A 25,316-nucleotide genomic window follows, 5' to 3' on the forward strand; every position below is an offset into this window, starting at 1 on the left:
GGGGTTCTCCCAGGGCTTGTTGGGTGTGGTGTGGCCATGGTTACCTCGGGTAAGCCCCACTGTCCCCCCCCTCCGCCCGGAAGAAGGAACCCCATGTCCACCCTTCGCCCACCCCGTTCCCGCCACGCCCGTGGCCGTTTCGGTACGGCCCTCGCCGCGGCGCTCGCCCTCCTCGCGGCCGTCGGCGGCACCGGCGCCGCGGCACCGCCGGAGCAGCGGAGCGCGGAGGCGCTGCGCGAGGTCATGTTCGTCGGGAACAACTGGGACGGCACCGCCGATGTCATCGCCTCCCGTGGCGACTTCGCGCGGGTCGGCCGGGTGAACGTGATCCCGGACCGCGAGGAGCGGCTGCGCGAGATCCACCTCAATCCGGTTAAGCTGGCCTACTTCCTCGGGGTGCGCAGCGGCCCGGGCGAGGGGCACGACCAGTTCGTCGACGACATGTACGCCACCCCCGACGGCTCCGCCATGGTGGTCTCGCGGCCCAGCTTCGCCGACGTCGTCTCCCTCGACCTGCGCACCGGGAAGATCAACTGGCGCTTCCCGGTGGCCGGTTACCGCTCCGACCACATGGCCGTCTCGCCCGACGGCACCCGGGTCGCGGTCTCCGCCTCCACCGCCAACACCGTGCACGTCCTCGACATCGCCACCGGCCGCCAGGTCGGCTCCTTCACCACCGGCGACAAGCCCCACGAGAACGTCTTCACCTCGGACGGCCTGCTGTGGAACATGTCCATCGGCGAGGTCACCACCGCCCTCGACGCCCCCTGGCTCGACTGGACCAAGGGCGACCGCAAGATCACCGTCGTCGACGCGGCCACGTTCAGGACCGTACGCGTCATCGACATGCGCGAGCGCCTGGACGCCTTCGGACGCGGGGACCTCTCCGACGCCGTACGGCCGCTCGTCTTCACCCCCGACGAGAAGAAGCTGTACTTCCAGGTCTCCTTCTACAACGGCTTCCTGGAGTACGACCTCGCCACCGACCGCATCACCCGCGCCAAGGTGCTGCCGACCAACCCGGCCACCGACCCGGACCGCACCACCTGGGTCAACGACTCGCGCCACCACGGTCTTTCGATCAGCCCCGACGGCAGCAAGCTGTGCGTGGCCGGGACGATGGACGACTACGCGACCGTCGTGGACCGGGCCACCCTCCAGGAGGGCCCCCTCGTCGAGGCCAGCAAGCCGTACTGGGCGACCGTGAGCGGCGACGGCAGGTCCTGCGTGATCTCCGAGAGCGGCGCCGACCGGGTCACCGCCATCGACTTCGCCACCGGGCGGCGGGTGGCCACCGTGGCCGTCGGCGACCACCCCCAGCGGGTCCGGCTCGCCCGCGTCCCCGCCGACTGGACCGGCCCCGCCGCCCGCTGAGGCCCGCGGGACGCGGACGACGGGAAGGGCCCGCCGGATCTGATCCGGCGGGCCCTTCCGTTGCCGCACGCTCCCGGTCTAGGACCGGCTGACCGCCAGCTCGTAGAGCGAGTAGCCCCACTGGGTGCCCCGGGTGACCCCGTGGACCCGCACGTACCGCGCCGGCTGCGAGTCGAACTCCGCCGTGTCGTAGCCGCCGTCACCGGCGTCCGTGGACCACGCGCTCTTCCAGTTCGTGCCGTCCTCGGACAGCTCGATCCGGTAGCCGCGGGCGTAGGCGGTCTCCCAGTCGAGGGTGACCCGGCCGACCCGGCGCACCTCGCCCAGGTCCACCTGGAGCCACTGGTCGTCCGACCACTCGCTGGCCCAGCGGGTGCCGGTGTCACCGTCGACGGAGAGACCGGGCGAGTGGTCCACGAACGGGTTCCACCACTGGGTGGTGGAGGCCGAGGCCGGCCGGCCCGCCGCCAGGTTGACGCCGAGCTCGTGCTTCTCGGTCGCCTTCCAGGTGGTCAGGTACGTCTCGGCGCCGTGCGACAGCTCGTCGACCACGCCGGGGCCGCCCGGGGTGAGCCGGATCTGCTCGACCCAGTCCGGCACCAGACCGTTGTGCGCGGCGCCGTCGGTGTTGAGGTCCCAGGTGCGCTCCCCGGTGACCTGCCGGTCGATGACCGAACCGCCGTCGAAGCTGCGGAAGGGGTACTTCACCGCGTTCGGGGCGTCCGCGCCGACCGGGCCCGGCCAGCCGCCGACGCCGTTCATGTCGGTGCCGTAGCCGAGGCCGACGCCGTACTTCTTGCGCAGCGCCGCCTTCTGCGCGGCCTCGCCGATGAAGCCCTGGGCGTTGTGCATGTACTCGGCGACGAAACCGCCGAGGCGGTAGACCCGCTCGGTCCAGTCCAGGTCCATCCAGCTGTGGCTGGAGATGACGCCCGGGTACTCCTCGGCCTCCAGCATGTCCAGCGCGCGACCGGCCGCCTTGACGCTCATGTGGTCGAGCTCCAGCATCATGCCGCGCTGCATCATGCCCTTCAGGGCGTACTCACCGAGCCTGGTCAGACCGCGGGTGTTGCACTTGGCGTCCGAGGCGTACGAGGGGACGCTCACCCCGGCCGGCAGCTTCTCGGCCATCGCGGGGGGTGCCACCAGGCCGATCGGGTTGTCCTGCTGCGGACCCGCGCACTGCTCGGTGGTCCAGAAGGTGCCGGTGGACAGGAACTGGCCGATGTTCACCGCCACGCCCGTGGTGCCGCTGTCGAAGCGCACCCCGCACAGGGCGTTGTCGAACTTGTGGCAGAGGAACATGCTGCGCACGCCGAGCCCGTAGAGCTCTTCGAGCCCCTTGTCGATGTCCGCCTTGCCGCACTGGGCGACGTCGAGGATCTGCTTGCAGCCGAAGGGCTCCGAGGTCTCCACGCCGAGCACGACCGCCAGCTTGCCCTGCTCGATCACCGAGCGGGCCTGCGCGGAGTCCAGCACGATGCGGAACCAGCCCTTGCCGGGGCCGCCGTACATCTTGTCGATGTAGGCCTGCATCTCGTAGGTCTTGCGGGCCTCCAGACGGATCGCGTCCATCTCGTCGCAGCCGCGGTCACGGGGCAGCAGCGAGCAGATCAGCCCGTTGGTGACCAGGTCGTTGACGAGCACCCGCTGGCCGCCGCGCCAGGCCCGCTCGACCCACGCGTAGTAGTTCTGCTGGTGGCTCAGCGAGTTGTTGGCGGGCCAGTCCTTGAAGGTGGGCCAGCCGACCGGGTCGTGCTTGCCGTTGTCACCGCCGGTGAGGTGCTCGAACAGGGCGCCGGAGCCGTCCGGGTAGTGCTCTGGACAGTCCTTGAGCGCGTCGGCGACGCCCGCCTCGGAGAAGGTCTGGCCGCAGATCATGCGGCCGCCGAAGCCCTCGTTGGACATCAGGTGGTTGTGCGCGTCGATGAAGCCGCGCACCTTGCCCTGGGCGTCGGTGCCCTTGAAGGGCGTGCCCGTGACGTTGATCTGGGAGTCGGGGGCGGGCCGCGCGGTGGGTTCCCACCACGAACCGGCGTCGGCCGCGGGGACCGGCCCCGCACCGAAGACGACGGTGGCCAGGGCTATGAAGAGCGAGACGAGGGCGAACCGCCCGCCCCTCCTACGCGTTGTTGGTCGATTCATGGTCAGCGATGCCTTCGGTCATGGGGGTGGTGCCGGGCTGGAGCGCCGCCGGGTGTTTCTTGCGGTAACAGCGACTGGGCCCGAGGATCGCGAGGATCGCCGAGTGAGTCAAGAGTCCGGGTCAAATGACCTGTTGATGATCCGTCAGCCCCCGATCAGGGTCACCAGCTGGTCCGCCGTCGCGTCGAGCAGCGCCGCGGCGGTCCGCACGTCGCCCAGCACCAGGTACTGCAACGTCAGCCCGTCGATCATCGCCGCGAGCAGGTGCGCGAGCAGGCCCATCGGGACCCGCGGCTCGACCTCGCAGACCGCGCAGACCTGTTCGAGCAACGTGGTCCCCGAGGCCACGTACTGCTCGTACTGGGCCCGCGCCAGATGCTCGAACCCCTCCTCGCGCAGGGCGTGCTGGGTGAGCTCGTACGTGAGCATGTGCTCGGCCGGGTGGGCCGTCACATGGTCCCAGTACGTGCCGAGCGCGCCCCGGACCGTCTCGTGCAGGGTCGCCCTCGGCTCGACCTTCGCCATCACATGGGCGACGTAGGTGTCGGTGATCGACTCGATCGCCGCCTCCAGGAGGGCCTGCTTGGACTCGAAGCAGTAGTGGAAGACGCTCAGCGAGACGCCCGCCTCGGCGCAGATCGACCGGGTCGTCGTCCGGGCGACGCCGTCTCTGGCCATCGCCCGTACCGCCGCCTCGACCAGCTGCCGGCGCCGTTCCGCCGACGGCATCCGCGCCATGGTTCCTCCTCGTATCGGCTCCACCGGGGCCGACAGGGTAACCGCAGCGCCCGGGATCCCAGGCGCGCCACCAGGGGGCGCGGGAGGCGGTGACTCGAAGAGGAACAGGCCGCTCCGGGCGTCGGACGACCGGGGCTCCATCCACACTTTCGTGAACCGAGGGGAACTCACAGGTGCACAGGGGTTGTCAGTGCAATTTCACATTACTATGTTACAGCTCACACGGTGACGGTACTCCGTCAAGTCCTGCGTGAGCCAGGGACTTTCCAGCCGTGTGCCCCCACGTTTCCGTACCGACTTGGAGTCCCCAGGTGAACCAGCACAAAGCCGTGCGTTCCACCCTCCTTGCCACCGCAGTCGCGGTGACCCTCGTCGCCTCCGCCGGCCAGGCGGTCGGCCAGGTGGCCCCCGAGCGCACTTCGGCCGCGCCCGCCGCGCAGGCCGTGCCCGCCGCGTTCGCCGCCGGACCGGCCACCGGCACCAACCCCTTCGACGAGGTCGACCACCTCGCCGACGCGAAGCCGGGCAAGGCCGCCCCGGCCCCCGCCCCGGGCGGCGGCCCCGAGGCCCGTGTCCCGGGCGCCGCGAAGAGCACCGCGAAGGCGGCGAAGCAGTCGGCCGCCGCCCGCGGCGCCGAGGCCCCCACCCTCGCGTCCGGCGTCCCCTGCACCCTCGACGGCATCACCGGTCTCTCCCCGGAGCGGTTCGCGGACTTCCTCGCTGACAAGGCCGTCACGGCCGACGTCTGCCTGCGCGGCCTGATCTGGAGGTGGGACTCCCGGCTGGCCCCCGTCATGTCCGACGCGCACGTCCAGGCGGTCTCCCGCCGCATCTCGGCGCTCTCCGCCACGCACGACGGCACCAACTCCTCGAACCTGGAGGAGATGTTCACGTACCTCCACGCGGTCGTATACCACGACTTCGCGCGCTCCGAGATCGATGTGACCGACGCCCCCACCGTCGACGCCATGCGCCGCGCGATAGCCGACTTCGGCAACGCCGCCCGCAGCTTCGACGCCACCCCCACCAACGCCCGCACCCTGCGCGAGGCCCTCTACGCGGGCAGCGGCCCCGGCCTGCGCCAGCACCAGATCGGCCTGATCAGCCGGGTCCTGGCCACCATGGACCCCTCGCACACCGCGACCAACAAGGACGCCGACTGGGCGGGCGCCACCCTCGCCGGCCTCTCCACCAACTACCTGGGCATCTACCCGGGCAACCAGGACGCCGCCTTCCACGCCGCCGCGAAGGCGGACCCCGCCTACCGCGCCGCCTTCAGGGCCTTCGCCGGCTACAGCCACCTCAAGGGCACGACCAACGCCTGGGTGGTCCGCGACGCGCTCAGCGAGTACGGCCGCTTCGGCCAGATCGACGGTCTGAAGGACGCCATCGGCGCCGACCTCGGCACCGTGTTCGGCACCGTCACGTCCACCTTCGGCCTCAGCGTGCAGTGGGGGTCGGTCGTCTCCTGGATGAACTTCTACAACGTCTGCGCGCCGTACGGTGTCTGCAAGTCCGACATCGAGAAGAAGCTCTTCCCCAACACGTACACGTACGACAACGGCGGCATCAAGGTCCGCACCGCCCTGGACCGGGCCACCGTCGACCAGCTGTACTACGCGAGCAAGCAGGTCAAGTCGCAGTTCCACCGCGTGCTCGGCACCGACCAGCCGCTCGCGGGCGACACCAACAGCTCCCTCAACATCGTGCTCTATGCCTCGCGCTTCGACTACGAGGTCTACCACCCGGTCCTGACCGGCTACGGCACCGCCAACGGCGGTGTCTACATCGAGAACGGCGCCACCTTCTACACCTACCAGCGCCGCGTCCCGCAGGACTCCAGCCTCACCCTGGAAGAGCTCTTCCGGCACGAGTACACCCACTACCTCAACGGCCGCTGGGCCGTCCCCGGCACCTTCGGCCAGGGCCCCTGGTACCAGAACGACCGCACCACCGCCATGGACGAGGGCACCGCGGAGTTCTTCGACGGCGCCACCCGCGACAACGGCATCGCCGTGCGCAAGTCCCTGGTGCAGGGCATCATCAACGACACCGCCGGCGGCGGCCCGCGGATGAGCGTCAACCAGCTCCTGCACGCCACGTACGACGGCGACGGCTTCCGCTTCTACAACTACGCGGGCACCTTCTTCGAGTTCCTGTGGACCGAGCGCCCGACCCTGCTGCGCGAGATGTACACCAGCCTGCGCGCCAACGACGTGGCCGGCTACGACTCCTGGCGCAACCGGATGGGCTCCGACCCGGGCCTCCAGGCCGCGTACGACCGCTTCCTGGACACCCAGATCGCCCAGGTCGACAAGCTGTACGTGCCGAACACCACCTTCACGCCCAACGGACAGCTGCGCGACACCACGGCCGCCGCGGTCCGCTCCGCGTTCTCCACGGCCACCTACAACAACCCCGACTGCGTGGAGAACGGCGACCCCGGCAAGAAGCGCTTCGTCTGTACGGGCCGGATCACCGCCAACCTGAAGGACGCCAACAACGCGGACCAGATCTTCAAGGACATGTCCGAGACGGTCGACTACTTCATCCTCGACCGCGCCGGCGCGGCCTCGAACAACCTGGCCGACATGAACTGCTCCTTCGGTCCGGTGGACATCTGGTCCTCCCGGGTCGCGGGCACCTCCAGCTTCAGCTGCGAGGGCCCGCTCCGCAGCTAAAGATCCATCGATCCGTGCCCAGGCCCTCAGGGGCCTGGGCACCGTCTAAAGAATGTGACATATTACTGTCGTGCCCAAGAGACACTCCCTGGATGCCGTGATCATCGGTGCCGGCGTCGTCGGAGCCGCCTGCGCCTTCTACGCGGCCCGCTCCGGCCTCTCCGTCGCCGTCGTCGACCGCGGCCCCGTCGCGGGCGGCACCACCGGTGCCGGGGAAGGAAACCTGCTCGTCTCCGACAAGGAGGCGGGTCCCGAGCTCGACCTCGCGCTGCTGTCCACAAGACTCTGGCGTGAGCTGGCCGGCGAACTGCCGGATACCGAGTACGAGCCCAAGGGCGGTCTCGTCGTGGCGCCCGACGAGGCCACCCTGAAGGCCCTCCGCGCCTACGCGGAGGGCCAGCGGGCCGCCGGCGTCGAGAACACCGAGGTGACCGCCGACCGGCTCCACGACCTCGAACCCCATCTGGCCCCCGGCCTGGCCGGCGCCTTCCACTACCCGCAGGACGCCCAGGTCCAGCCCGCCAAGGCGGCCGCCCGCCTCCTGGCGGCCTCGGGAGCCGAGGTGTACCTGGGCGAACAGGTGACGGAGATCCTCACCGACGCCACCGGAGCGGTCCGCGGCGTCCGCACCCCGCGCCGTGAACTCCTCGCCCCCGCCGTGGTGAACGCCGCGGGCACCTGGGGCGGCGAGATCGCCCGGCTCGCGGGCACGCACCTGCCCGTGCTGCCCCGCCGGGGCTTCGTCCTCGTCACCGAGCCGCTGCCCCGCGTGGTCCGCCACAAGGTCTACGCGGCCGACTACGTGGCCGACGTGGCGAGCGACTCCGCCTCCCTCCAGTCCTCCGCGGTCGTCGAGGGCACCCCCTCGGGCCCGGTCCTGATCGGCGCCACCCGGGAACGCGTGGGCTTCGACCGCTCGCTGTCCACGGAGGCCCTGCGCCGCCTGGCGGCCCAGGCCCAGGGGCTCTTCCCGATCCTGGCGGAGGTGGACGTCCAGCGGGTCTACCACGGCTTCCGCCCCTACCTCCCCGACCACCTGCCCGCCGTCGGCGCCGACCCCAGGGTCCCGGGCCTGCACCACGCGTGCGGCCACGAGGGCGCGGGCATCGGTCTGGCCCCCGGAACGGGCGCGATCGTCGCGGCCCGGCTCGCCGGCACGGAGCCGCCCATGGACCCGGCCCCGTTCCGCCCGGACCGGGACTTCGGCGAGGAGACAGAGGCATGAGGCGACCCACCCACGGAGCACCCCGATGACCACCCCGCGCGACCTGGTGGGCGGCACGCCCGCCGCCACGCACACCGTCACCTTCGACGGACGCGAACTCCCCGTACAGTCCGGCCAGTCCATCGCCGCGGTCCTCTGGGCCGCGGGCATCCTGGCCTGGCGCACCACCCGCGAGAACGGGGCGCCGCGAGGCGCCTTCTGCGGGATCGGCCAGTGCTTCGACTGCCTGGTCACCCTCAACGGGCGCCCCAACCAGCGCGCCTGCCTGGTCCCGGCGAACCCGGGCGACACGATCACCACCCAGGAAGGAACCGGACGTGCCGAACTCGGCTGCTGATCTCGCGATCGTCGGCGCGGGCCCCGCGGGACTCGCCGCCGCCGTGACCGCCGCCGACCTGGGCCTGTCCGTGGTCCTCCTGGACGCGGGCCGACGCCCCGGCGGCCAGTACTACCGCAGCCCCGCCCCCGAGCTGGGCGCCGAGCGCCCGCAGGCCCTGCACCACGACTGGGACGCCTTCGCCTCCCGCGAGGAGCGCCTGCGCGCGGCCGGCCGGATCGACCACCACCCGGAGTCCCACGTCTGGGCGGTCCTGCCGAACGGCGAGGGCTGGACCCTGCACGCCCGCCGGAGCGACGAGACGCCCACCACCGTCCACGCCCGCGCCGTGCTGCTCGCCACCGGCGCGTACGAGCGCCAGCTCCCCTTCCCCGGCTGGACCCTGCCCGGCGTGGTCGGAGCCGGCGGGGCCCAGGCGATGCTGAAGGGCGGCCTGGTGCTGCCCGGCCGGCGGGTCGTCGTGGCGGGCAGCGGCCCGCTGCTCCTCGCGGTCGCGGCCACCCTCGCCGCGGCCGGCGCCCGGGTCCCCGTGGTCGTGGAGGCCGCCGCGTACAGCGGGTACGCCCGCAGCACCGGCACGCTGCTGCGCAACCCGGCGAAGCTCATCGAGGGCGCCCGCTACGGCGCCGCCCTGGCCCGGCACCACGTGCGCCCGCTCACCCGGCACGCCGTGATCGAGGCGCACGGCACGGACCGGGTCGAGGCCGTGACGGTCGCCCGGCTGGACCGCGACTGGCGCCCCGTCCCGGGCACCGGCCGCCGGATCCCGTGCGACGCGCTGGCGGTCGGCCACGGCCTGGTCCCCGAACTGTCCCTGGCCACCAGTCTGGGCTGCGCCACCAGGACGGCGACCGACGGCACCATCGCGCTGGCCCTCTCCGCGGACCAGCGCACCTCGGTCCCCGGCATCTGGGCGGCGGGCGAGACGGGCGGCATCGGCGGTGCCCAACTGGCCCTGACCGAAGGCGAGCTGGCCGCCCACGCGATCGCGGTGAGCCTCGGCCGGGCACCGCGGAGCGAGGCCGCGGCGCGCGCCCGCCGCACCCGGAACCGGCTGCGCGCCTTCGCGGACGCGATGGGCGCCGCGCACCGCCCCGGCGAGGGCTGGACGTCCTGGCTCCGGGAGGACACGGACGTGTGCCGCTGCGAGGAGGTGGGCGCGGGCCACATCCGGGAGGCGGTCGACGAGCTGGGCGCCCGTGACCCCCGTACGGTCAAGCTGCTGACCCGGGCCGGCATGGGCTGGTGCCAGGGCCGGATGTGCGGCCCGGCCGTGGCGGCGCTCTGCGGCGCGGGCGCGACCCCGGACCGCCGGCCGCTCGCCTGCCCGGTCCCGCTCCGGCATCTGGCCGAACTCCCCGCGGACGACGCCTGATCTCGTGCGGCGGCCCTCTTGTGGCCACCCCACACCACTCAGTAAAATGTCACACACTACAAAGGAGACCTTCCATGTCTGACAGCACCACCACCACCGGCACCTGGACCCCCGCCCGCCCCTGGCGCGGCATCATGGTCGCCACCACCCTGCCCCTGCGCGAGGACCGCTCCGTCGACTACGACGCCTACGCGGACCACGTCCGCTGGCTCATCGACAACGGCTGTGACGGCGTGGTCCCCAACGGCTCGCTGGGCGAGTACCAGACGCTGACCGACGAGGAGCGGGCCCGCGTCGTCCGCACCGCCGTCGAGGCCGCCGGCGACGGCGCCAGGGTGATGCCGGGCGTCGCCGCCTACGGCAGCGCCGAGTCCCGCCGCTGGGCCGAGCAGGCCGCCGAGGCCGGCGCCGGATCCGTCCTGCTGCTGCCCCCGAACGCCTTCCGCGCCGACGAGGAGGCCGTCCGCGGCCACTACGCGGACGTGGCGAAGGCCGGACTGCCGATCGTCGCCTACAACAACCCGATCGACACCAAGGTCGACCTGACCCCGCGCCTGCTCGCCCGGCTGCACGCCGACGGGAACATCGTCGCCGTCAAGGAGTTCAGCGGGGACGTGCGCCGCGCGTACGAGATCGCCGAACTGGCCCCCGAGCTCGACCTGCTGATCGGCGCGGACGACGTGCTCCTGGAGCTGGCCCTGGCCGGCGCCGTCGGCTGGATCGCCGGCTACCCGAACGCGTTCCCGGCCTCCTGCTCCGGGCTCTACCACGCCGCCGTCGCGGGCGACCTCACCACCGCGCTGCCGCTCTACAAGTCCCTGCACTCGCTGCTCCGCTGGGACTCCAAGACCGAGTTCGTCCAGGCCATCAAGCTGTCGATGGACCTGGCCGGCCGCCCCGGCGGCGTCACCCGTCCGCCGCGCCACCCGCTCACGGGTGAGACGCTGGCGTCCGTCCGCTCCGCCACGGAGAAGGCCCTGGCCGACGGCCACCACTGACAGCCCGCCGTACCGACGCCCACCAGCGACCGAGGGGAACCATGCGCACCAGTCACGTCTACCACGCGGTCAACTCGCATACCGAGGGCATGCCGACCCGCGTGATCACCGGGGGAGTGGGGGTGATCCCCGGCGCCACCATGGCGGAGAAGCGCGTCCACTTCATCGAGAACCTGGACCACCTGCGCACGCTGCTGATGTTCGAGCCGCGCGGGCACTCCGCGATGAGCGGCGCCATCCTCCAGCCGCCCACACGCCCCGACGCGGACTACGGAGTCCTGTTCATCGAGGTCTCCGGCCTGCTGCCGATGTGCGGCCACGGCACCATCGGTGTCGCCACCGTGCTGGTCGAGACCGGCATGGTCCCGGTCAGCGAGCCGGTGACCACCGTCCGGCTCGACACCCCGGCGGGACTGGTCAGCGTGGACGTGAAGGTCGAGGACGGAGCCGCCCGCTCCGTCACCCTCACCAACGTCCCCGCCTTCAGCGCCGGCCTCGACCTCAAGACCGAGGTCCCCGGCTACGGCACGGTCACCTACGACCTCGCGTACGGCGGCAACTTCTACGCCTTCGTGGAGCTCGACTCGATCGGCCTGCCCTTCGAGCGGGCCCGCAAGGACGACCTGCTCGCCTTCGGCCTGTCCCTCATGGACGCGATCAACGCCGGCCCGGACCGCCCGGTCCACCCGGAGGACCCGCGGCAGGGCGGCGTCAAGCACGTCTACCTGGCCGCCCCCGGCTCGGACGGACGCCGCTCCCGGCACGCCATGGCGATCCACCCCGGCTGGTTCGACCGCTCCCCGTGCGGCACCGGCACCAGCGCGCGGATGGCCCAGCTGCACGCCCGCGGACTGCTCGGCCCGGACCAGGACTTCGTCAACGAGTCCTTCATCGGCACCGAGTTCATCGGCCGGATCGTCGGCGAGACCACGGTCGGCGGACTCCCCGCCATCGTGCCCACCGTCACCGGCCGGGCCTGGATCACCGGCACCGGCCAGTACTTCCTCGACCCGACCGACCCCTTCCCGGCGGGATTCCTGCTGTGAGCTCCACGGAGGTGCGGACCACCGACTACCACACGGCCGGCGAACCCTTCCGGATCGTCGACCTCGCCGCGGCGGGCCTGCCGCCGCTGCCCGGCGACACCGTCGCCGAACGCCGGGCCACCCTCCTCGGGCCCGGCGGCGACGGCACGGCACCCCGGCCCGGCCCGCTGGACGGCCTGCGCCGGCTGCTCGTCCAGGAACCGCGCGGCCACGCCGGCATGTACGGCGGCTTCGTGGTGCCCCCGGACGACGACGGGGCGCACCTCGGCGTCCTGTTCTGGCACAAGGACGGCTACTCGACCGCCTGCGGCCACGGCACGATGGCGCTCGGCGCCTGGGCCGTGGACTCCGGTCTGGTCGCCGCCCCGGAGGACGGACGGGACGTCGAGGTGCGGATCGACGTCCCGTCAGGACGGGTCACCGCGACCGTCCACCGCGCGGGAGGACGCACCACCGGCGTCACCTTCCGCAACGTCCCGGCCCGGGTGACGGGCCGGGGCGTCCCGGTGGCCACGAGCCGCGGCACGGTCACGGCCGACCTCGCGCACGCCGGCGCCTGCTACGCCTCGGTCGCCGTCCGCGACCTCGGCCTGCGCGTCGACCGCGCCGACCTGACCGAGCTCGTGGCCGTCGGCCGGGAGGTCCGCGCGGCCCTCGCCGGCCACCCGGCCACCCGGCACCCGGAGGACCCCCTGCTGTCCGGGGTGTACGGCGTGATCCTGTACGAGGACCTCCCCGACACCCCGGCCGGCCCGCGCCAGCGGAACGTCACCGTCTTCGCCGACGGCCAGATCGACCGCTCGCCCTGCGGCTCCGGCACCTCCACCCGGATCGCGCTCCTCGCCGACGAGGGGCGCCTGAAGGAGGGCGACACGCTGACCCACGAATCCCTCGTGGACACCGTGTTCACCGGCCGGATCGCACCCGGCGGCGAGACGCCGGACGGCCTGGTCACCACGGTGACCGGCACCGCCCACCGGACGGGCGAGCACCTCTTCACGCTCGACCCGTACGACGCCCTGGGCTCGGGGTTCCCGCTGTGACGGGCGCCCCGCTCTGGATCGACGCCCCGACCGTGGCACGGCTCGTCTCCCCGGCCGGCGCCGTCGACGCGCTGGCCGGGGTGCTCGGCGAGGGCCTCGACCCGGAGTCCTGCCCGCAGCGGACCGCGCTGCCGGTGCCCGGCGGCGAACTGCTGCTGATGCCGGCCGCCTCGGGCGCCTGGGCCGGGGTGAAGGTCGCCGGCGTGGCACCCGGCAACGCGGCCCTGGGGCTGCCCCGCATCACCGGCAGCTACCTCCTCCTCGACGGGCCCACCCTCCGCCCGGTCGCCCTCCTCGACGGGGCCGCGCTCACCTCCCTGCGCACCCCGGCGGTCTCCGCTCTGGCGATCCGTCACCTCGCCCCGGCGGAGGGGCCGTTGCGCCTGGTGATCTTCGGCTCCGGCCCGCAGGCCTTCGCCCACCTCGACGCGGTGCTCGCGGTACGGGAGCTCGCCGAGACGGTGGTCGTCGCCCGCAACCAGGAGGGCGCCCGGCGGCTGGCCGATTACGCCGAGGAGCTCGGCGTGCCGAAGGCCAGGACCGGCACGCCCTGGGACGTGGCGGGGGCGGACCTCGTGGTGTGCTGCACCACGGCCCGCGAACCGCTCTTCGACGGGCGCCTGGTGCCTCCGGGCGCCACCGTCGTCGCCGTCGGCTCGCACGAGCCGGAGGCCCGCGAGGTCGACACCGCCCTGGTCCGCCGGGCCGAGGTGTACGTCGAGTCGCGGACGGCGGCGCTGCGCGAGGCCGGGGACCTGCTGATCCCGGAGGCCGAGGGCGCGATCGGCCCGGGGCACATCACCGGCACGCTCGCCGACCTGGCCGCCGGGCGCACCCCGGCGGATCCCGAGGTGCCGCGCCTCTTCAAGAGCGTGGGCATGGCCTGGGAGGATCTGGCGGTGGCGGTGGCGGTGTACCGGGCCGCCCTCGCGGAGGCTCCGGAAGCCCCGGAGGCGGACGGAGGGTCCGGCAGCGAAACGTGACATTGTACGCTGTCCTCCTGCGAAGTCTCGGAGGAAGAGCGTGGGCGACCTGAAGCAGCACAGTCTCATCAAGGCCCAGGAAAGGCTGCGCGACCAGGTGGGTCACGCGCTCAGGGCCGCTTTGATAGCGGGCGAACTACGGCCGGGAAGCATCTATTCGGCGCCCGGCCTGGCCGCCGAACTCGGCGTGTCGGCCACACCGGTGCGCGAGGCCATGCTCGACCTCGCCCGCGAGGGCCTGGTCGAGCCGGTCCGCAACAAGGGCTTCCGGATCACGGAGGTCAGCGAGCGCGAGCTCGACCAGTGCACCGAGCTGCGCATGCTGATCGAGGTCCCGACGATCGGCCGGGTCACCGAACTGGCCACGCCCGAGCAGCTGGAGGCGCTGCGGCCGCTCGCCCAGGAGATCGTCACCAACGCCCGTGAGCACAACCTCATCGGCTACCTGGAGGCGGACCGGCTCTTCCACCTCACGCTGCTCGGCCTGGCCGGCAACGACCGGCTCGTGGAGACCGTCGGGGACCTGCGCAAGCGCTCCCGCCTGTACGGGCTCACCGGCCTGGACGAGGCGGGCAAGCTGGTCTCCTCGGCCGAGGAGCACGTGGAGCTCCTCGACCTGATGATCGCGGGGGACGCGAAGGGCGCCGAGGCGTGCATGCACCGGCACCTGGGCCATGTGCGCTCGCTGTGGGCCGAGGCCCGCGACGAGCCGGTCGAGCGTCCCACCGGGCGGCTGGGCCCGGTCCGCAAGGGCTGAGCGGGCACCGGGGGGCGGCCGGGAGGCCGCCCCGACGGGCCGCCGGCCGTACGGCCGGTCAGCGCATGCTCTGGCCGTACACGTGGTCGACGGGCATGCGCATCAGCACCCGTCCGTCGGCCACCATCGCCGCCCGGTACTCGTCCCAGTCGGGATGCTCCCCGGCGGCCAGCCGGTAGTACTCCACCAGGGCCTCGACCTCCGGCCCGTGCGGGTCGGTGCCGGGCCCGGTGAGGGTCACCGTGCCCTCGGCGGTCGCCCAGGACCAGCCGTCGCCGCTGGTGACCTCCAGGGCCGCGCGCGGGTCGCGGCGCAGGTTCGCCGTCTTGGCGCGGCCTTCCGTCATCGACACGTACAGCGTCTCCGTCGCCGGGTCGTAGTAGGGCATGACGGGGGAGAGCTGCGGGCGGCCGTCGGCCTTGAGGGTGGCGAGGACACCGAGCCGGCTCTTCGCGAGCAGCTCGCGGGCGTCGAAACGTGAGGTCGTCATGCCCGTTCCAAGTCCCTCGCGGGGCCGCTTTGTTCCCGCCTGTCAGGCCTTCTTCACGACGCTGGACTTGAGCTGCATCGGGCCGAATCCGTCGACCTTGCAGTCGATGTCGTGCCCGTCGACCCCGTCCACGAGACGGATGTTGCGGACCTTGGTGCCGGCCTTGATGCCGCTCGGGCTGCCCTTGACCTTCAGGGTCCTGACCACGGTCACGGTGTCGCCGTCGGCGAGCACGTTGCCGACCGCGTCCTTCACCACCCGCTCCCCGGCGGAGGCGTCGCCGGCGGCCGGGTCGGCCGCGCCGGCCGTCCACTCGTGGCCGCACTCGGGGCACACCAGGAGCGCGCCCATCTCGTACGTGTAGGCACCGGAGCACTGGGGGCAGGGGGGAAGCGTCTCGTTCACCCGGTGATCGTATGTGGTGGGACCGTCAATTGCGAAAATCGGCAACTACCCCGCTTCCGCGCGTCGGGCCCAGGCACCGGCACCGGCCAGCGCCACGCCGGCGCTGGCCAGACCGAGTGCCGCGCCACCGGCCACGTCACCGGGGTAGTGGACGCCCGTGTGGACCCGCGAGTACCCCACCGTCCAGGCCAGCAGGGTCAGCGGGACGGCGGCCGGGGGGAAGACCGCGCCCACCGCCGTGGCGAACGCGACCGCCGACGCGGTGTGCCCGGACGGGAAGGACGCCGAGGTCGGCATCGGCACATGGCGGTCCACCGTCACCCGCGCCGCCTCCCGGTCCGGCCGCGGGCGCCGCACCAGCCGCTTGCCGAGCAGGTTCGCCGAGGCCGACGCCACCGCGATCGCGCCGACGCCGACGAGCGCCGCCGAGCGGGCCCGGCCCCCGGCGAGGGCGAGCGCGGCGGCCACCGCGAAGGAGATCTTGGAGTTGTCGGCCGCGTGGGAGAGCCGCCGAAGCCCCCGGTCCAGGGCCGGGGTGGGGGTCGCGGCCACCGCCGCGTACAGGGCGCCGTCCACCGCCCGCAGATCGGCGAGCACGGCCCGGGGGCCGGGGCCCGCGGCGGCGGCGAGGGTCTCGGCCAAGGGCTCGGCGGGCGCGGTCGCGGGGGCGGGCGACGGCTCCGCCGCCGCTCCGGCCGCCGGCTCGCGCGGCCGCTCGGGCCGCTCGGGCCGCGCGGAGCGGTCGTCGGGACGTCCGTCAGTGGGCTCGGGCATGGTGCTCTCCTCGGGGGCCGAAAGCCAGGACGACGATCCGGCTCCAGTTCAGCGGGGGGACGGGCGGCGCGGTCCCGGGACGGTCGCGCGGGACGAGGACGCGCAGGGCGCGCGGGCGCAGCGTGCACAGGACGGGGGTCGGCAGGGTCAGCGCCTCGCCGTCGACGGCCACCGGGACGGTGTCGTCCTCGGCGGTGACCTCGACCCGGTGGGCGGTCAGGACGTTCAGGCCGGTGGACTGCGTGCCGCGCACGGCGAGCTCGGCGGCCTGCGCCGCGCCCTCCACCCGGATGGCGATGACGCCCAGCTCACCGCGGTCCAGCCGGGGCCGCCGGCCGCCGCCGAGCGGGTCGGGCGAGACGTACGGATTGTTGGAGACGAGCAGCGCCTGCTGGCCGCGGAGCGAGGTGCCGTCGGCCTCCGCGTCGAGACGGCCGCCCTCGCCGCCGGCCAGCAGCTCGGGCATCGCGTTCAGCGCCGTACCCGCCTTCGCGTCCCGGTACTCGGGACGCTGCACGACATCCGCGTACACCCCGAAGGAGACCGTGTTCACGAAGGGGCGCCCCGCGACCTCGCCCAGGTCGACCCGCAGCTCCTCGCCGTCGGTCAGGGCGTCCAGGCAGCGGGACGGGTCGTTGCGGTCCAGGCCCAGGTCCATGGCGAAGTGGTTGCGGGTGCCCGCGCTGATCACCAGGAACGGGAGGTCGTGCTCGGCGGCGACCGAGGCGACCAGCGCCTGCGTGCCGTCGCCGCCCGCCACGCCGAGCAGGTCGGCGCCGTCGGCGACGGCCTGCCGGGCGAGCGCCTCGACATCGGCCTGCCCGCCCGAACCGGACGGCTCCAGGAGCACCACCCGCGCACCGAGCCGCTCGGCCCGCTCGACCAGCCCGAAGCGCTCGACCTTGCCGCCGCCCGACTTCGGGTTCATCAGCAGCACGGGCCGCCGGGGACGCGCCGCGGGCGCCGCCGGGCGGTGCGGGCGCGGCCGGGGCAGCGCCGCGCGGGCGCAGAACAGGGCCACGCCCCACAGACCGAGCGAGAGCAGCGCGGTCGGCCACAGACCGCCCCGGACGTACAGGACGAGCAGCCCGACGGGCGCCCCGGCCGCGAGGAGCGCGCCGAGGAACCGCACCGGCCCGCGGTGGGCCAGGAACCACCAGGTGCCGGCCGCGCACAGGACGAGCCCCACCAGACCGCTGAACACGATCAGCAGACCGCCGGCCCCGAACGGGACGAACAGCGCGACGACGGCGGCCACCGCCGCGAGCAGCGCGCAGCGCGCGAACAGGCGCTCCCTTGACCGGGCCCGCGCCCCCGTATCGGATTCAGTCACCACTGCCTCCCCAAGTCTCGACCCCAGCCTCGTACCCCGCATGACCCCGCACCGTACCCACAGGCCCGTTCGGGTGACGCCTCGGCAGGCCAGCCCGGCGGGTCCGGCCGGATACCGATTGTGGTGGCGGCGGAGAGGCGAAAGGATCGCTGGAGTGCGCGAACAGATGCCTGCAGAGCCCCCCGAGGCCGCCAAGCTGTCCGACGGGGTCGTCACCCTGCTGCCCCCGCCCCCCGCCGAGCCGCGAGCCGGGGCGGGCGAGCCGTTCCGTTCCTTCGGGATCCGCGCCGGGCGGTGCGTGGGAAGCGTCGGACTGCGGTTCGCCGCCACCGGACTCGCCCACGGCGACGTCGACGTGACCTACCGGCTGCACCCCGAGGCCCGTGGCCGCGGCTTCGCCACCCGGGCCGTCCTGCTGGCGTGCGCCCACGCCCGCTGCGAGGGCGCCCGCCGCGCGGTGATCCAGACCCCCGCCGACGACCCGGCCGCGGCGGCCGTCGCCCGACGCGCCGGGTTCCTGCGGCGGGGACAGATCAGTCACCGGGACGGCACCGTCGTCGACTGGTACGTACGGGAACTCGACCGGGGCTGAGGACCGAGGCTCCGGCGGGCCGCCCGCTCACGCCAGGATGCCGCTGCCGTGCGGCGCGTACAGGTCGAGCAGCCTGACCCGGGTCACATGGAGGCGGTGGGCCAGGATCTGGCCGACCCAGTAGACCACCGAGGCGCCGAACTCCGCGTCCGTGCGGCACATCGACCGCACGGCCACGGCGTCGAACTCGTGGGCCCGCACCGGGGTCATCGCCTCCGCGCCCGACTGGCACAGATAGGGCGGGAACAGCCAGGACAGGCCGACCAGCTCGCCGTGGCGCAGCGTGTCGATCACGGGCGAGCCGCGTCCGGGGACCTTGGCGTCGAGGGTGACCGCACCCGTCTTGACGATCCAGAACCGGTCGGCGTGCTGCTGCTCCTCGAAGAGCCGGTGGCCGGACTCGAAGTGCACGTCCTCGGCGAAGGCCATGAGCCGTTCCCGGTGCTCGGGCGGCAGGCTGCTGATCTTGGGTGCGGCAGTTCTCATGGCGGACCTCCTCGGACCCGGCGACGGTGGTGCGTCCCGCCTCCAGTGTCCGTCGCCCGCGCGCGGTGCGCAGACGCCGCACGCGCGCCGTCACACGGACGCCGTACGCCGACGGACGCCGCACGCGGACGGGACGCTGTACGCGGACGGGACGCCGTACGCGGTCCGGTGCGGCACCGGGCGGGCGGCGGGCGCACCGCGCGCACGATCGGTGGCGGCCCGGTCACCCTCCGCCTAGCGTGGGACTCCCGGGGGGACCCCCACCTAGAACGGTGCCGCTCATGGCAGACAAGCCCTCGATCGTCCTGGTCCACGGATTCTGGGGCGGAGCCGCCCACTGGTCGCACGTCATCACCGACCTGCACCGGCGCGGCTTCGGCGACCTGCACGCCGTCGAGAACCCGCTGACCTCCCTCGCCGACGACGCCGAACGCACCCGCAAGATGATCCGTCAGGCGGCGGGACCCGTCGTGCTCGTCGGGCACTCCTACGGCGGCGCCGTCATCACCGAGGCCGGCGACCTGCCGAACGTCTCCGCCCTGGTCTACATCGCCGCCTTCGCCCCCGACGCGGGCGAGAGCCCCGGACAGATCAGCCAGGAGCACCCGCCGGCCGCGTTCGAGAACATCGTGCCCGACTCCGACGGCTACCTCTGGATCAAGCAGGACAAGTTCCGGGAGAGCTTCTGTCAGGACCTGAGCGCCGACGAGGCCCTCGTCATGGGCGTCACGCAGAAGGCCCCGCTCGGCTCGACCTTCGGCGACAACGTGACGGCCCCGGCCTGGCGCGCCAAGCCCTGCTGGTACCAGGTGTCGACCCAGGACCGGATGATCCACCCGGACAACGAGCGCCGGATGGCCGCGCGGATGAACCCGGTCAAGACCGTCGAGCTCGACGCGAGCCACGCCTCGCTGGCCTCCCAGCCCGGCGCGGTCGCCGACCTCATCGAGGTCGCGGCCCGCGAGACCACCGGCTGAGGGACACCCCCGCCGGACGTGGGGCCCGGGCCGCCCGGCGGCCCCGGCCCCACGCGCGTGCTACTCCCCGCCCGCCCCGGCGTACTCGACGCGGACGGTCCGCTCCAGGAGCGCGTGGAACTCCGCGGCCTCGGCCGGGCCGTCGTGCCGCGACAGCACGAACGCCGGATAGCCGGTGAAGTCCGGGTACGGGCGCACCACGTCGCCCGGGAAGAGCATCTGCACCACGTGGTCGACCCGCGGATCGGCCCGCACCTCGTCCAGGCCGTGGACCGCGGTGATCCGCCCGTGCCCGCCGCACGGCACGATGTAGTTGGCCGCCGCGCCGACCGGGGCCGCGAGCCCGCCCGCGGCGGGCGAGGACGGCGCGCCGCCGACCGCGATCCGCAGCGCCTCGGCCGCCAGATCGGTCCCGCTGACGTGCGAGGCCACGTAGTGCGAGGCGCCCGAACCACCGATCCGGGCGCCCATCTCCAGCAGGTACGGCGTGCGCCCGCCGCGCAGCCGCAGCTCGGTGTGGGTCGGCCCCGCGCCGATCCCGAGCGCCGCGTGGGCCGCCGTCACCTCGCGGACCACGGCCGCGCGGACGGCCTCCGGCAGGGTGTCGGGCGCCCGGTAGACGCTCTCCTCGAAGTACGGGCCGGCCGGCTCGCCCTTGTAGCCCACCGACAGGACCCGCACCTCACCCCCGTACGCCAGGGACTCGACGGCGAACTCCGGCCCGTCCAGGTACTCCTCGACGACCAGCGCCGCCGCCGGGCCGTCCAGCTTCTGCGCGCACACCCGGCGCACCTCGGCGACCACGTCGCGCAGCGCGGCGGGCGAGTCGGCACGGGTCACGCCGAGGCTGGAGTAGCCGTGCGCGGGCTTCACCACGACGGGGAAGCCGAGCCGCCCGGCCGCGGCCAGGCCGGGTTCCGGGTCCGGGCCCTCGATCCGGACGAAGCCGGGGACGTTCAGGCCCGCCGCGGCCAGCCGCTCGCGCATCAGGCGCTTGTCCTGCGCGCCGAGCGCGGTGTCGTGGCCGATGCCCGGGAGGCCGAGGAGCTCGGCCGCCTCGGCGACGAACGGCACCATCGGGTCGTACAGCGTGGTGATCCCCTGGAACGGGCGCGCCGCGTGGCGGGCGCGCAGCAGCTCCAGCGCCCCGGCCCGGTCGCCGTCCGGGTCGAGCGGCAGCAACTCGACGACCCCGGGCGGCAGTCGGTCGGCCGGGACCTCCTCGTCGGGGCGCGGCACGAGCACCAGGTCGATCCCGGCCCGCTCGGCGGCCTCGAACACCCAGGGCAGACCGGCCCGCTGGAAGACGAGGACCAGGGTGGGGCGGGTGCCCGTGGGGCCGGCTTCCGTCGTGTGCGCCCGCGACGGGCGGGTGCCGGTCACGAGGCGGCCCCCTGCCGGGCCGGCTCGGTGAAGCGTTCGGGGCGGGCGCCGTGGGCGAAGCCCTCGCTGCCGGCGACCGGGACGAGGACGGGGAACGCGCCGGGGGCGCGCAGGGCGAAGAGGCAGTCCAGCCGGTCGCCCGCGGCGGGGGTGCCGCCGGCGCCCCGGGCGGGAGCCATCAGGAACACCGTCTCGCCCTCGGCCGGCCGGGCGACGGCGTCCACCGAGCGCCCGAAGACGGGCCGGGTGTCGAGTCCGGCCGCCAGCCACCCGTCGACGTCGGCCTCCAGGGCCTCCGCCTGGCCGTCCAGCGCGTGCCGCCGGCACCAGGCGGCGCCCTCCTCCCGGATCCGCAGCAGCAGCGCCCGGTCGGCGCCGTCGGGCCGGGGCACCGTCCCGTCCTCGGCCTGCCGGGCCCGGAAGCGGTCCACCAGCGGGATCAGCGAGTCCGTGAGCACGGCGCCCTCGGCGCGCAGGTGCTCCGGGACGGGCGGGATGTCGGCCGGTCTCGTGTACGTCACCGTGGGTGAGCCTCTCCGTGGGCCTGCGGGGGCACCGGCCGGAGCCGCGTGTCCGCCCGGAACGGTCAAGATCCAAGCAATCCGGGGCTCCCCGGGGCAAGCCCTTTCACCCCCTGTCCCGCATGACGGAACACCGTGCGGGGCCGGGGGCGGGGCGCCGGGCGGGGTATGGGGCGGGGCGTGGGAAGGGCGTTCGAGGGAGCGCGGGAAAGGCGTTCGACCGGGCCCGCGGCGGGGCGGGACCGCTCCACGTGCGCCCGTCCGGCGGAGGGCGGAGCATGAACGTGAGGAGGGACGGCCGGCGGGGGAGGTGAGCAGGAGGGTGCCATGCCCGTCCCGGACGGCGGTGACGCACTCGTCGTACTCGAAGACGTGGACAAGCACTTCGGAACCCTCCATGTGCTCCGGTCCATCGACCTCACCATCCACCGCGGCGAGGTCGTGGTCGTCATCGGCCCCTCCGGATCCGGCAAGTCCACGCTCTGCCGCGCGATCAACCGCCTGGAGACCATCGACTCGGGCGAGATCGCCGTCGACGGCAGACCGCTGCCCGCCGAGGGACGGGAACTGGCCGCGCTCCGCGCCGACGTCGGCATGGTCTTCCAGTCCTTCAACCTCTTCGCGCACAAGACGGTGCTCGACAACGTCACCCTCGGCCAGATCAAGGTCCGCAAGAAGGACCGCAGGAGCGCCGAGGAGCGGGCCCGCACCCTCCTGGAGCGGGTCGGGGTCGCCAACCAGGCGGACAAGTACCCGGCGCAGCTCTCCGGCGGCCAGCAGCAGCGGGTCGCCATCGCCCGGGCGCTCGCGATGGACCCGAAGGTCATGCTCTTCGACGAGCCGACCTCGGCGCTCGACCCGGAGATGATCAACGAGGTCCTGGAGGTGATGCGGCAACTGGCCAGGGACGGCATGACGATGGTGGTCGTCACCCACGAGATGGGGTTCGCCCGGTCGGCGGCCAACCGCGTGGTGTTCATGGCGGACGGCCGGATCGTCGAACAGGCCACGCCCGAGGAGTTCTTCGGCAACCCGCGCAGCGAACGCGCCAAGGACTTCCTGTCGAAGATCCTGCACCACTGACCCGTACGCCATCCGCACCACCGTGGGGTGATGACCATGAATCCGCTCAGGACCCGAAGGCTCACCGTGGCCGCCGCCGCGGCGGTCGCCCTCTCCTTCACCGGGACCGCGTTCGCCTCCGGTGCGGCGGCCGCGCACCGCGACGACGGGAAGATCACCGTCGGCATCAAGTTCGACCAGCCCGGCATCGGCCTGAAGACCCCGGACGGCACCTACACCGGCTTCGACGTCGACGTCGCCACCTACGTCGCCAAGCAGCTGGGCCACGACCCGAAGGACATCGTCTGGAAGGAGGCCAAGAGCGCCGACCGCGAGAGCCTGCTCCAGCGCGGCGACGTGGACTTCATCGCGGCCTCCTACTCGATCACCCCCAAGCGGGCCGAGAAGGTCGACTTCGCCGGGCCCTACCTGCTCGCCCACCAGGACGTCCTGATCCGCGCGGACGACACGTCGATCACCAAGCCCTCGGACCTGAACCACAAGAAGCTCTGCTCCGTGACCGGCTCCACCTCCGCGCAGAACGTCAAGACGAAGATCGCCCCGGACGCCCAGCTCCAGGAGTACGGCGGCTACTCCGAGTGCCTCACCGGCCTGGAGAACGGTGTCGTCGACGCGATCACCACCGACGACTCGATCCTCGCCGGATACGCCTCGCAGCCCGAGTTCAAGGGCAAGTTCAAGCTGGGCGGCTTCAAGCTCAGCAACGAGAACTACGGCATCGGCGTCCAGAAGGGCAGCGAGCTCAAGGCGAAGATCAACACGGCGCTGGAGAAGATGGTGGCCGACGGGTCCTGGGCCGCGGCCGTGCAGAAGAACTTCGGCCCCGCCGGCTACCAGGCCGAGCCCGCACCGAAGATCGGCGTGGTCGTCCAGTGAGCGGGCCGTCGTGTTCGACTTCCTGGAGGGCTACGACCTGCTGGGAGCCTTCTGGACGACGGTCCGGCTGACCGTCTTCTCCGCGATCGGCTCCCTGGTCTGGGGGACGCTGCTGGCCGCCATGCGGGTCAGCCCCGTCCCCCTGATGCGGGGCTTCGGCACCGTCTACGTCAACATCGTCCGCAACATCCCCCTCACCGTCATCATCGTCTTCACCTCGCTGGGCCTCTTCCAGACCCTCGGGGTCAGCCTGGGCGCCCAGGACTTCACCACCATCAACTTCCGGCTCGCCGTCCTCGGCCTCACCGCCTACACCTCCGCCTTCGTCTGCGAGGCCCTGCGCTCCGGCATCAACACCGTGCCCCTCGGCCAGGTCGAGGCCGCCCGGGCCATCGGGCTGAACTTCTCGCAGACCCTGCGGATGATCGTGCTGCCGCAGGCCTTCCGCTCGGTCGTCGGCCCCCTCGCCAACGTCATGATCGCCCTCACCAAGAACACCACCGTCGCCGCGGCCATCGGCGTCGCCGAAGCCGCCCTGCTGATGCGCGAGATGATCGAGAACGAGGCCCAGCTGCTGCTCGTCTCGGCCGTCTTCGCCGTCGGCTTCCTCTGCCTCACCCTGCCCACCGGGCTGTTCCTCGGCTGGATCGCCAAGAAGGTCGCGGTGAAACGGTGAAGACGCCGCACCCGGTGGGGACGCCCCGCGCGAGGAAGGCGCCGAAGGAGCAGAAGGAGCCGAAGGAATCAGGGCCCCTCCTCTACGACGTCCCCGGGCCGCGCGCCCGGCGGCGCAACCTCCTGTTCACCCTGCTCTTCGTCCTCGCCGTCGGCGGCGTCGTCTGGTGGGTGGTGGCGAGCCTCGCCGACAAGGACCAGCTCGCCTGGGCCAAGTGGGCGCCCTTCTTCACGGACCCCAGGGTCTGGCACACGTACCTGCTGCCGGCCCTGAAGAACACGGTCACCGCCGCCGCCCTCGCGATGGGCATCGCCCTGCCGCTCGGCGCGCTCCTCGGCGTCGCCCGGCTCTCCGACCACCGCTGGGTGCGCGGCACGGCGGGGCCCGTGGTCGAGTTCTTCCGCGCCATCCCCGTCCTCATCCTGATGCTCTTCGCCAACGCCGCCTACGCCGAGTTCACCGGCGTCAGCCCGGAGAGCAGGCCGCTGTACGCCGTCGTCACCGGCCTCGTCCTCTACAACGCCTCCGTCCTCGCCGAGGTCGTCCGCGCCGGGATCCTCGCGCTGCCGGCCGGGCAGACCGACGCGGCCAAGGCCATCGGGATGCGCAAGGGCCAGACCATGGCGTACGTGCTGCTGCCGCAGTCGGTCACGGCGATGCTGCCCGCCCTGGTCAGCCAGCTCGTCGTCATAGTCAAGGACACGGCGCTGGGCGGCGCCATGCTCGGCTTCTCCGAACTCCTCGCCTCCGTCCGCCCCATGAGCGCCAACTACGGGGCGAACACGATCGCCTCCTTCACCGTGGTCGCCGTGATCTTCGTGGTCCTCAACTTCGCCCTCACCACCTTCGCCTCCCGGCTGGAGCGGCGCCTGCGGCGCGGCAAGCGGTCCACGGGCGCGGTGGTCGGCGCCGACCGGGTCCAGGACCTGGCGGCACCGGGGAAGCCGGGCGGGACGGGGCCACCTGGCGGGGCCGACTGACGGGGCGCACCGGGCGGGCGTACTTGGCGGGGCCCACC

25 protein-coding genes are annotated in these 25,316 nt (G+C 73.2%); 16 read left to right on the forward strand and 9 right to left on the reverse strand.

The genetic code is table 11. The features are described 5' to 3' along the window. Positions 1-93: 93 nt before the first annotated feature. Positions 94-1,374, forward strand: a complete 1,281-nt coding sequence (locus AB0Q96_RS31685) for a YncE family protein (protein ID WP_365331497.1) — start codon at positions 94-96, stop codon at positions 1,372-1,374. Between the two features lie 78 nt (positions 1,375-1,452). Here the strand turns inward: AB0Q96_RS31685 and AB0Q96_RS31690 are convergent, their stop codons facing one another. Next, positions 1,453-3,519: a discoidin domain-containing protein gene (locus AB0Q96_RS31690; protein WP_365331499.1), complete on the reverse strand. Its 2,067-nt coding sequence runs from the start codon at positions 3,517-3,519 to the stop codon at positions 1,453-1,455. A gap of 144 nt (positions 3,520-3,663) precedes the next feature. Beyond that, positions 3,664-4,257, reverse strand: a complete 594-nt coding sequence (locus tag AB0Q96_RS31695) for a TetR/AcrR family transcriptional regulator (protein ID WP_365331501.1) — start codon at positions 4,255-4,257, stop codon at positions 3,664-3,666. A 311-nt stretch (positions 4,258-4,568) separates the two neighbouring features. Between AB0Q96_RS31695 and AB0Q96_RS31700 the strand changes: the two genes are divergently transcribed. From AB0Q96_RS31700 to AB0Q96_RS31740, 9 genes are all read left to right on the forward strand, one after another. Then, positions 4,569-6,938, forward strand: coding sequence for a collagenase (locus tag AB0Q96_RS31700; RefSeq protein ID WP_365331503.1), 2,370 nt, complete (start codon positions 4,569-4,571; stop codon positions 6,936-6,938). 70 nt (positions 6,939-7,008) lie between these two features. Beyond that, entirely contained in the window at positions 7,009-8,163 is a 1,155-nt protein-coding gene (locus tag AB0Q96_RS31705; RefSeq protein WP_365331505.1) for an FAD-dependent oxidoreductase, read from the forward strand. A gap of 25 nt (positions 8,164-8,188) precedes the next feature. Continuing rightward, positions 8,189-8,500, forward strand: coding sequence for a (2Fe-2S)-binding protein (locus tag AB0Q96_RS31710; RefSeq protein ID WP_365331507.1), 312 nt, complete (start codon positions 8,189-8,191; stop codon positions 8,498-8,500). Continuing rightward, entirely contained in the window at positions 8,481-9,875 is a 1,395-nt protein-coding gene (locus AB0Q96_RS31715; RefSeq protein ID WP_365331509.1) for an FAD-dependent oxidoreductase, read from the forward strand. The genes AB0Q96_RS31710 and AB0Q96_RS31715 overlap by 20 nt, the downstream gene beginning before the upstream one ends. Positions 9,876-9,949: 74 nt before the next feature. Next, on the forward strand, positions 9,950-10,873 hold the full coding sequence (locus tag AB0Q96_RS31720; protein WP_365331511.1) for a dihydrodipicolinate synthase family protein: 924 nt from the start codon (positions 9,950-9,952) through the stop codon (positions 10,871-10,873). A gap of 41 nt (positions 10,874-10,914) precedes the next feature. After that, positions 10,915-11,919, forward strand: coding sequence for a proline racemase family protein (locus tag AB0Q96_RS31725; protein WP_365331513.1), 1,005 nt, complete (start codon positions 10,915-10,917; stop codon positions 11,917-11,919). Further along, positions 11,916-12,962, forward strand: coding sequence for a proline racemase family protein (locus AB0Q96_RS31730; protein ID WP_365331515.1), 1,047 nt, complete (start codon positions 11,916-11,918; stop codon positions 12,960-12,962). Before AB0Q96_RS31725 ends, AB0Q96_RS31730 begins: the two co-directional genes overlap by 4 nt. After that, the gene (locus AB0Q96_RS31735) at positions 12,959-13,945 is read left to right on the forward strand and encodes an ornithine cyclodeaminase family protein (RefSeq protein ID WP_365331517.1); all 987 of its coding nucleotides are present in this window, start codon (positions 12,959-12,961) and stop codon (positions 13,943-13,945) included. Before AB0Q96_RS31730 ends, AB0Q96_RS31735 begins: the two co-directional genes overlap by 4 nt. A 40-nt stretch (positions 13,946-13,985) precedes the next feature. After that, a complete protein-coding gene (locus tag AB0Q96_RS31740) occupies positions 13,986-14,702 on the forward strand; it encodes a GntR family transcriptional regulator (protein ID WP_365331519.1) in 717 nt (238 codons plus the stop codon). Positions 14,703-14,760: 58 nt separating this feature from the next. Here AB0Q96_RS31740 and AB0Q96_RS31745 read toward each other — a convergent pair whose 3' ends face one another. The 4 genes from AB0Q96_RS31745 to AB0Q96_RS31760 are packed head-to-tail and all read right to left on the reverse strand — an operon-like array spanning position 14,761 to position 17,704. Beyond that, positions 14,761-15,192: a PPOX class F420-dependent oxidoreductase gene (locus AB0Q96_RS31745; protein WP_365331521.1), complete on the reverse strand. Its 432-nt coding sequence runs from the start codon at positions 15,190-15,192 to the stop codon at positions 14,761-14,763. Between the two features lie 42 nt (positions 15,193-15,234). Next, a complete protein-coding gene (locus AB0Q96_RS31750; protein ID WP_365331523.1) occupies positions 15,235-15,597 on the reverse strand; it encodes a zinc ribbon domain-containing protein YjdM in 363 nt (120 codons plus the stop codon). Between the two features lie 45 nt (positions 15,598-15,642). Next, entirely contained in the window at positions 15,643-16,371 is a 729-nt protein-coding gene (locus AB0Q96_RS31755; RefSeq protein ID WP_365331525.1) for a phosphatase PAP2 family protein, read from the reverse strand. After that, positions 16,355-17,704: a diacylglycerol kinase family protein gene (locus AB0Q96_RS31760; protein WP_365331527.1), complete on the reverse strand. Its 1,350-nt coding sequence runs from the start codon at positions 17,702-17,704 to the stop codon at positions 16,355-16,357. The genes AB0Q96_RS31755 and AB0Q96_RS31760 overlap by 17 nt, the downstream gene beginning before the upstream one ends. Positions 17,705-17,870: 166 nt before the next feature. Here AB0Q96_RS31760 and AB0Q96_RS31765 point away from each other — a divergent pair, with 166 nt between their 5' ends. Beyond that, positions 17,871-18,296: a GNAT family N-acetyltransferase gene (locus AB0Q96_RS31765; RefSeq protein WP_365331529.1), complete on the forward strand. Its 426-nt coding sequence runs from the start codon at positions 17,871-17,873 to the stop codon at positions 18,294-18,296. A gap of 27 nt (positions 18,297-18,323) precedes the next feature. On the opposite strand, the gene AB0Q96_RS31770 is transcribed toward AB0Q96_RS31765, so the two are convergent. Next, on the reverse strand, positions 18,324-18,782 hold the full coding sequence (locus tag AB0Q96_RS31770; RefSeq protein ID WP_365331531.1) for a cyclic nucleotide-binding domain-containing protein: 459 nt from the start codon (positions 18,780-18,782) through the stop codon (positions 18,324-18,326). A gap of 281 nt (positions 18,783-19,063) precedes the next feature. Between AB0Q96_RS31770 and AB0Q96_RS31775 the strand changes: the two genes are divergently transcribed. Continuing rightward, a complete protein-coding gene (locus tag AB0Q96_RS31775) occupies positions 19,064-19,759 on the forward strand; it encodes an alpha/beta hydrolase (RefSeq protein ID WP_365331533.1) in 696 nt (231 codons plus the stop codon). 60 nt (positions 19,760-19,819) lie between these two features. Here AB0Q96_RS31775 and AB0Q96_RS31780 read toward each other — a convergent pair whose 3' ends face one another. Both AB0Q96_RS31780 and AB0Q96_RS31785 read right to left on the reverse strand, forming a co-directional pair. After that, a complete protein-coding gene (locus tag AB0Q96_RS31780) occupies positions 19,820-21,142 on the reverse strand; it encodes an ATP-grasp domain-containing protein (RefSeq protein ID WP_365331534.1) in 1,323 nt (440 codons plus the stop codon). Continuing rightward, complete coding sequence (locus AB0Q96_RS31785; protein WP_365331536.1) at positions 21,139-21,663, reverse strand: hypothetical protein; 525 nt, start codon at positions 21,661-21,663, stop codon at positions 21,139-21,141. The genes AB0Q96_RS31780 and AB0Q96_RS31785 overlap by 4 nt, the downstream gene beginning before the upstream one ends. A 327-nt stretch (positions 21,664-21,990) precedes the next feature. Between AB0Q96_RS31785 and AB0Q96_RS31790 the strand changes: the two genes are divergently transcribed. The 4 genes from AB0Q96_RS31790 to AB0Q96_RS31805 all read left to right on the forward strand — a co-directional run bounded on the left by AB0Q96_RS31790 (position 21,991) and on the right by AB0Q96_RS31805 (position 25,278). Further along, positions 21,991-22,746 carry an amino acid ABC transporter ATP-binding protein gene (locus tag AB0Q96_RS31790; protein ID WP_365331538.1) on the forward strand — a complete coding sequence of 252 codons (756 nt, stop codon included), beginning with the start codon at positions 21,991-21,993 and terminating at the stop codon, positions 22,744-22,746. Between the two features lie 30 nt (positions 22,747-22,776). Next, on the forward strand, positions 22,777-23,622 hold the full coding sequence (locus AB0Q96_RS31795) for a glutamate ABC transporter substrate-binding protein (RefSeq protein ID WP_365331540.1): 846 nt from the start codon (positions 22,777-22,779) through the stop codon (positions 23,620-23,622). A 10-nt stretch (positions 23,623-23,632) separates the two neighbouring features. Next, on the forward strand, positions 23,633-24,298 hold the full coding sequence (locus AB0Q96_RS31800; RefSeq protein WP_365331542.1) for an amino acid ABC transporter permease: 666 nt from the start codon (positions 23,633-23,635) through the stop codon (positions 24,296-24,298). 122 nt (positions 24,299-24,420) lie between these two features. Further along, on the forward strand, positions 24,421-25,278 hold the full coding sequence (locus AB0Q96_RS31805; RefSeq protein ID WP_365331676.1) for an amino acid ABC transporter permease: 858 nt from the start codon (positions 24,421-24,423) through the stop codon (positions 25,276-25,278). Positions 25,279-25,316 lie beyond the last annotated feature (38 nt).

It is taken from the genome of Streptomyces sp. NPDC093111, assembly GCF_040683955.1.
Taxonomy (GTDB): domain Bacteria; phylum Actinomycetota; class Actinomycetes; order Streptomycetales; family Streptomycetaceae; genus Streptomyces.

Excerpts from the sequence above, each read along its gene's own strand:
- AB0Q96_RS31720 (WP_365331511.1), top strand. The coding sequence starts at position 9,950 with ATGTCTGACAGCACCACCACCACCGGCACCTGGACCCCCGCCCGCCCC.
- AB0Q96_RS31795 (WP_365331540.1), top strand. The coding sequence starts at position 22,777 with ATGACCATGAATCCGCTCAGGACCCGAAGGCTCACCGTGGCCGCCGCC.
- AB0Q96_RS31725 (WP_365331513.1), top strand. The coding sequence starts at position 10,915 with ATGCGCACCAGTCACGTCTACCACGCGGTCAACTCGCATACCGAGGGC.
- AB0Q96_RS31745 (WP_365331521.1), bottom strand. The coding sequence starts at position 15,192 with ATGACGACCTCACGTTTCGACGCCCGCGAGCTGCTCGCGAAGAGCCGG.
- AB0Q96_RS31755 (WP_365331525.1), bottom strand. The coding sequence starts at position 16,371 with ATGCCCGAGCCCACTGACGGACGTCCCGACGACCGCTCCGCGCGGCCC.
- AB0Q96_RS31685 (WP_365331497.1), top strand. The coding sequence starts at position 94 with ATGTCCACCCTTCGCCCACCCCGTTCCCGCCACGCCCGTGGCCGTTTC.
- AB0Q96_RS31770 (WP_365331531.1), bottom strand. The coding sequence starts at position 18,782 with ATGAGAACTGCCGCACCCAAGATCAGCAGCCTGCCGCCCGAGCACCGG.
- AB0Q96_RS31775 (WP_365331533.1), top strand. The coding sequence starts at position 19,064 with ATGGCAGACAAGCCCTCGATCGTCCTGGTCCACGGATTCTGGGGCGGA.
- AB0Q96_RS31690 (WP_365331499.1), bottom strand. The coding sequence starts at position 3,519 with ATGAATCGACCAACAACGCGTAGGAGGGGCGGGCGGTTCGCCCTCGTC.
- AB0Q96_RS31710 (WP_365331507.1), top strand. The coding sequence starts at position 8,189 with ATGACCACCCCGCGCGACCTGGTGGGCGGCACGCCCGCCGCCACGCAC.
- AB0Q96_RS31790 (WP_365331538.1), top strand. The coding sequence starts at position 21,991 with ATGCCCGTCCCGGACGGCGGTGACGCACTCGTCGTACTCGAAGACGTG.
- AB0Q96_RS31695 (WP_365331501.1), bottom strand. The coding sequence starts at position 4,257 with ATGGCGCGGATGCCGTCGGCGGAACGGCGCCGGCAGCTGGTCGAGGCG.
- AB0Q96_RS31765 (WP_365331529.1), top strand. The coding sequence starts at position 17,871 with ATGCCTGCAGAGCCCCCCGAGGCCGCCAAGCTGTCCGACGGGGTCGTC.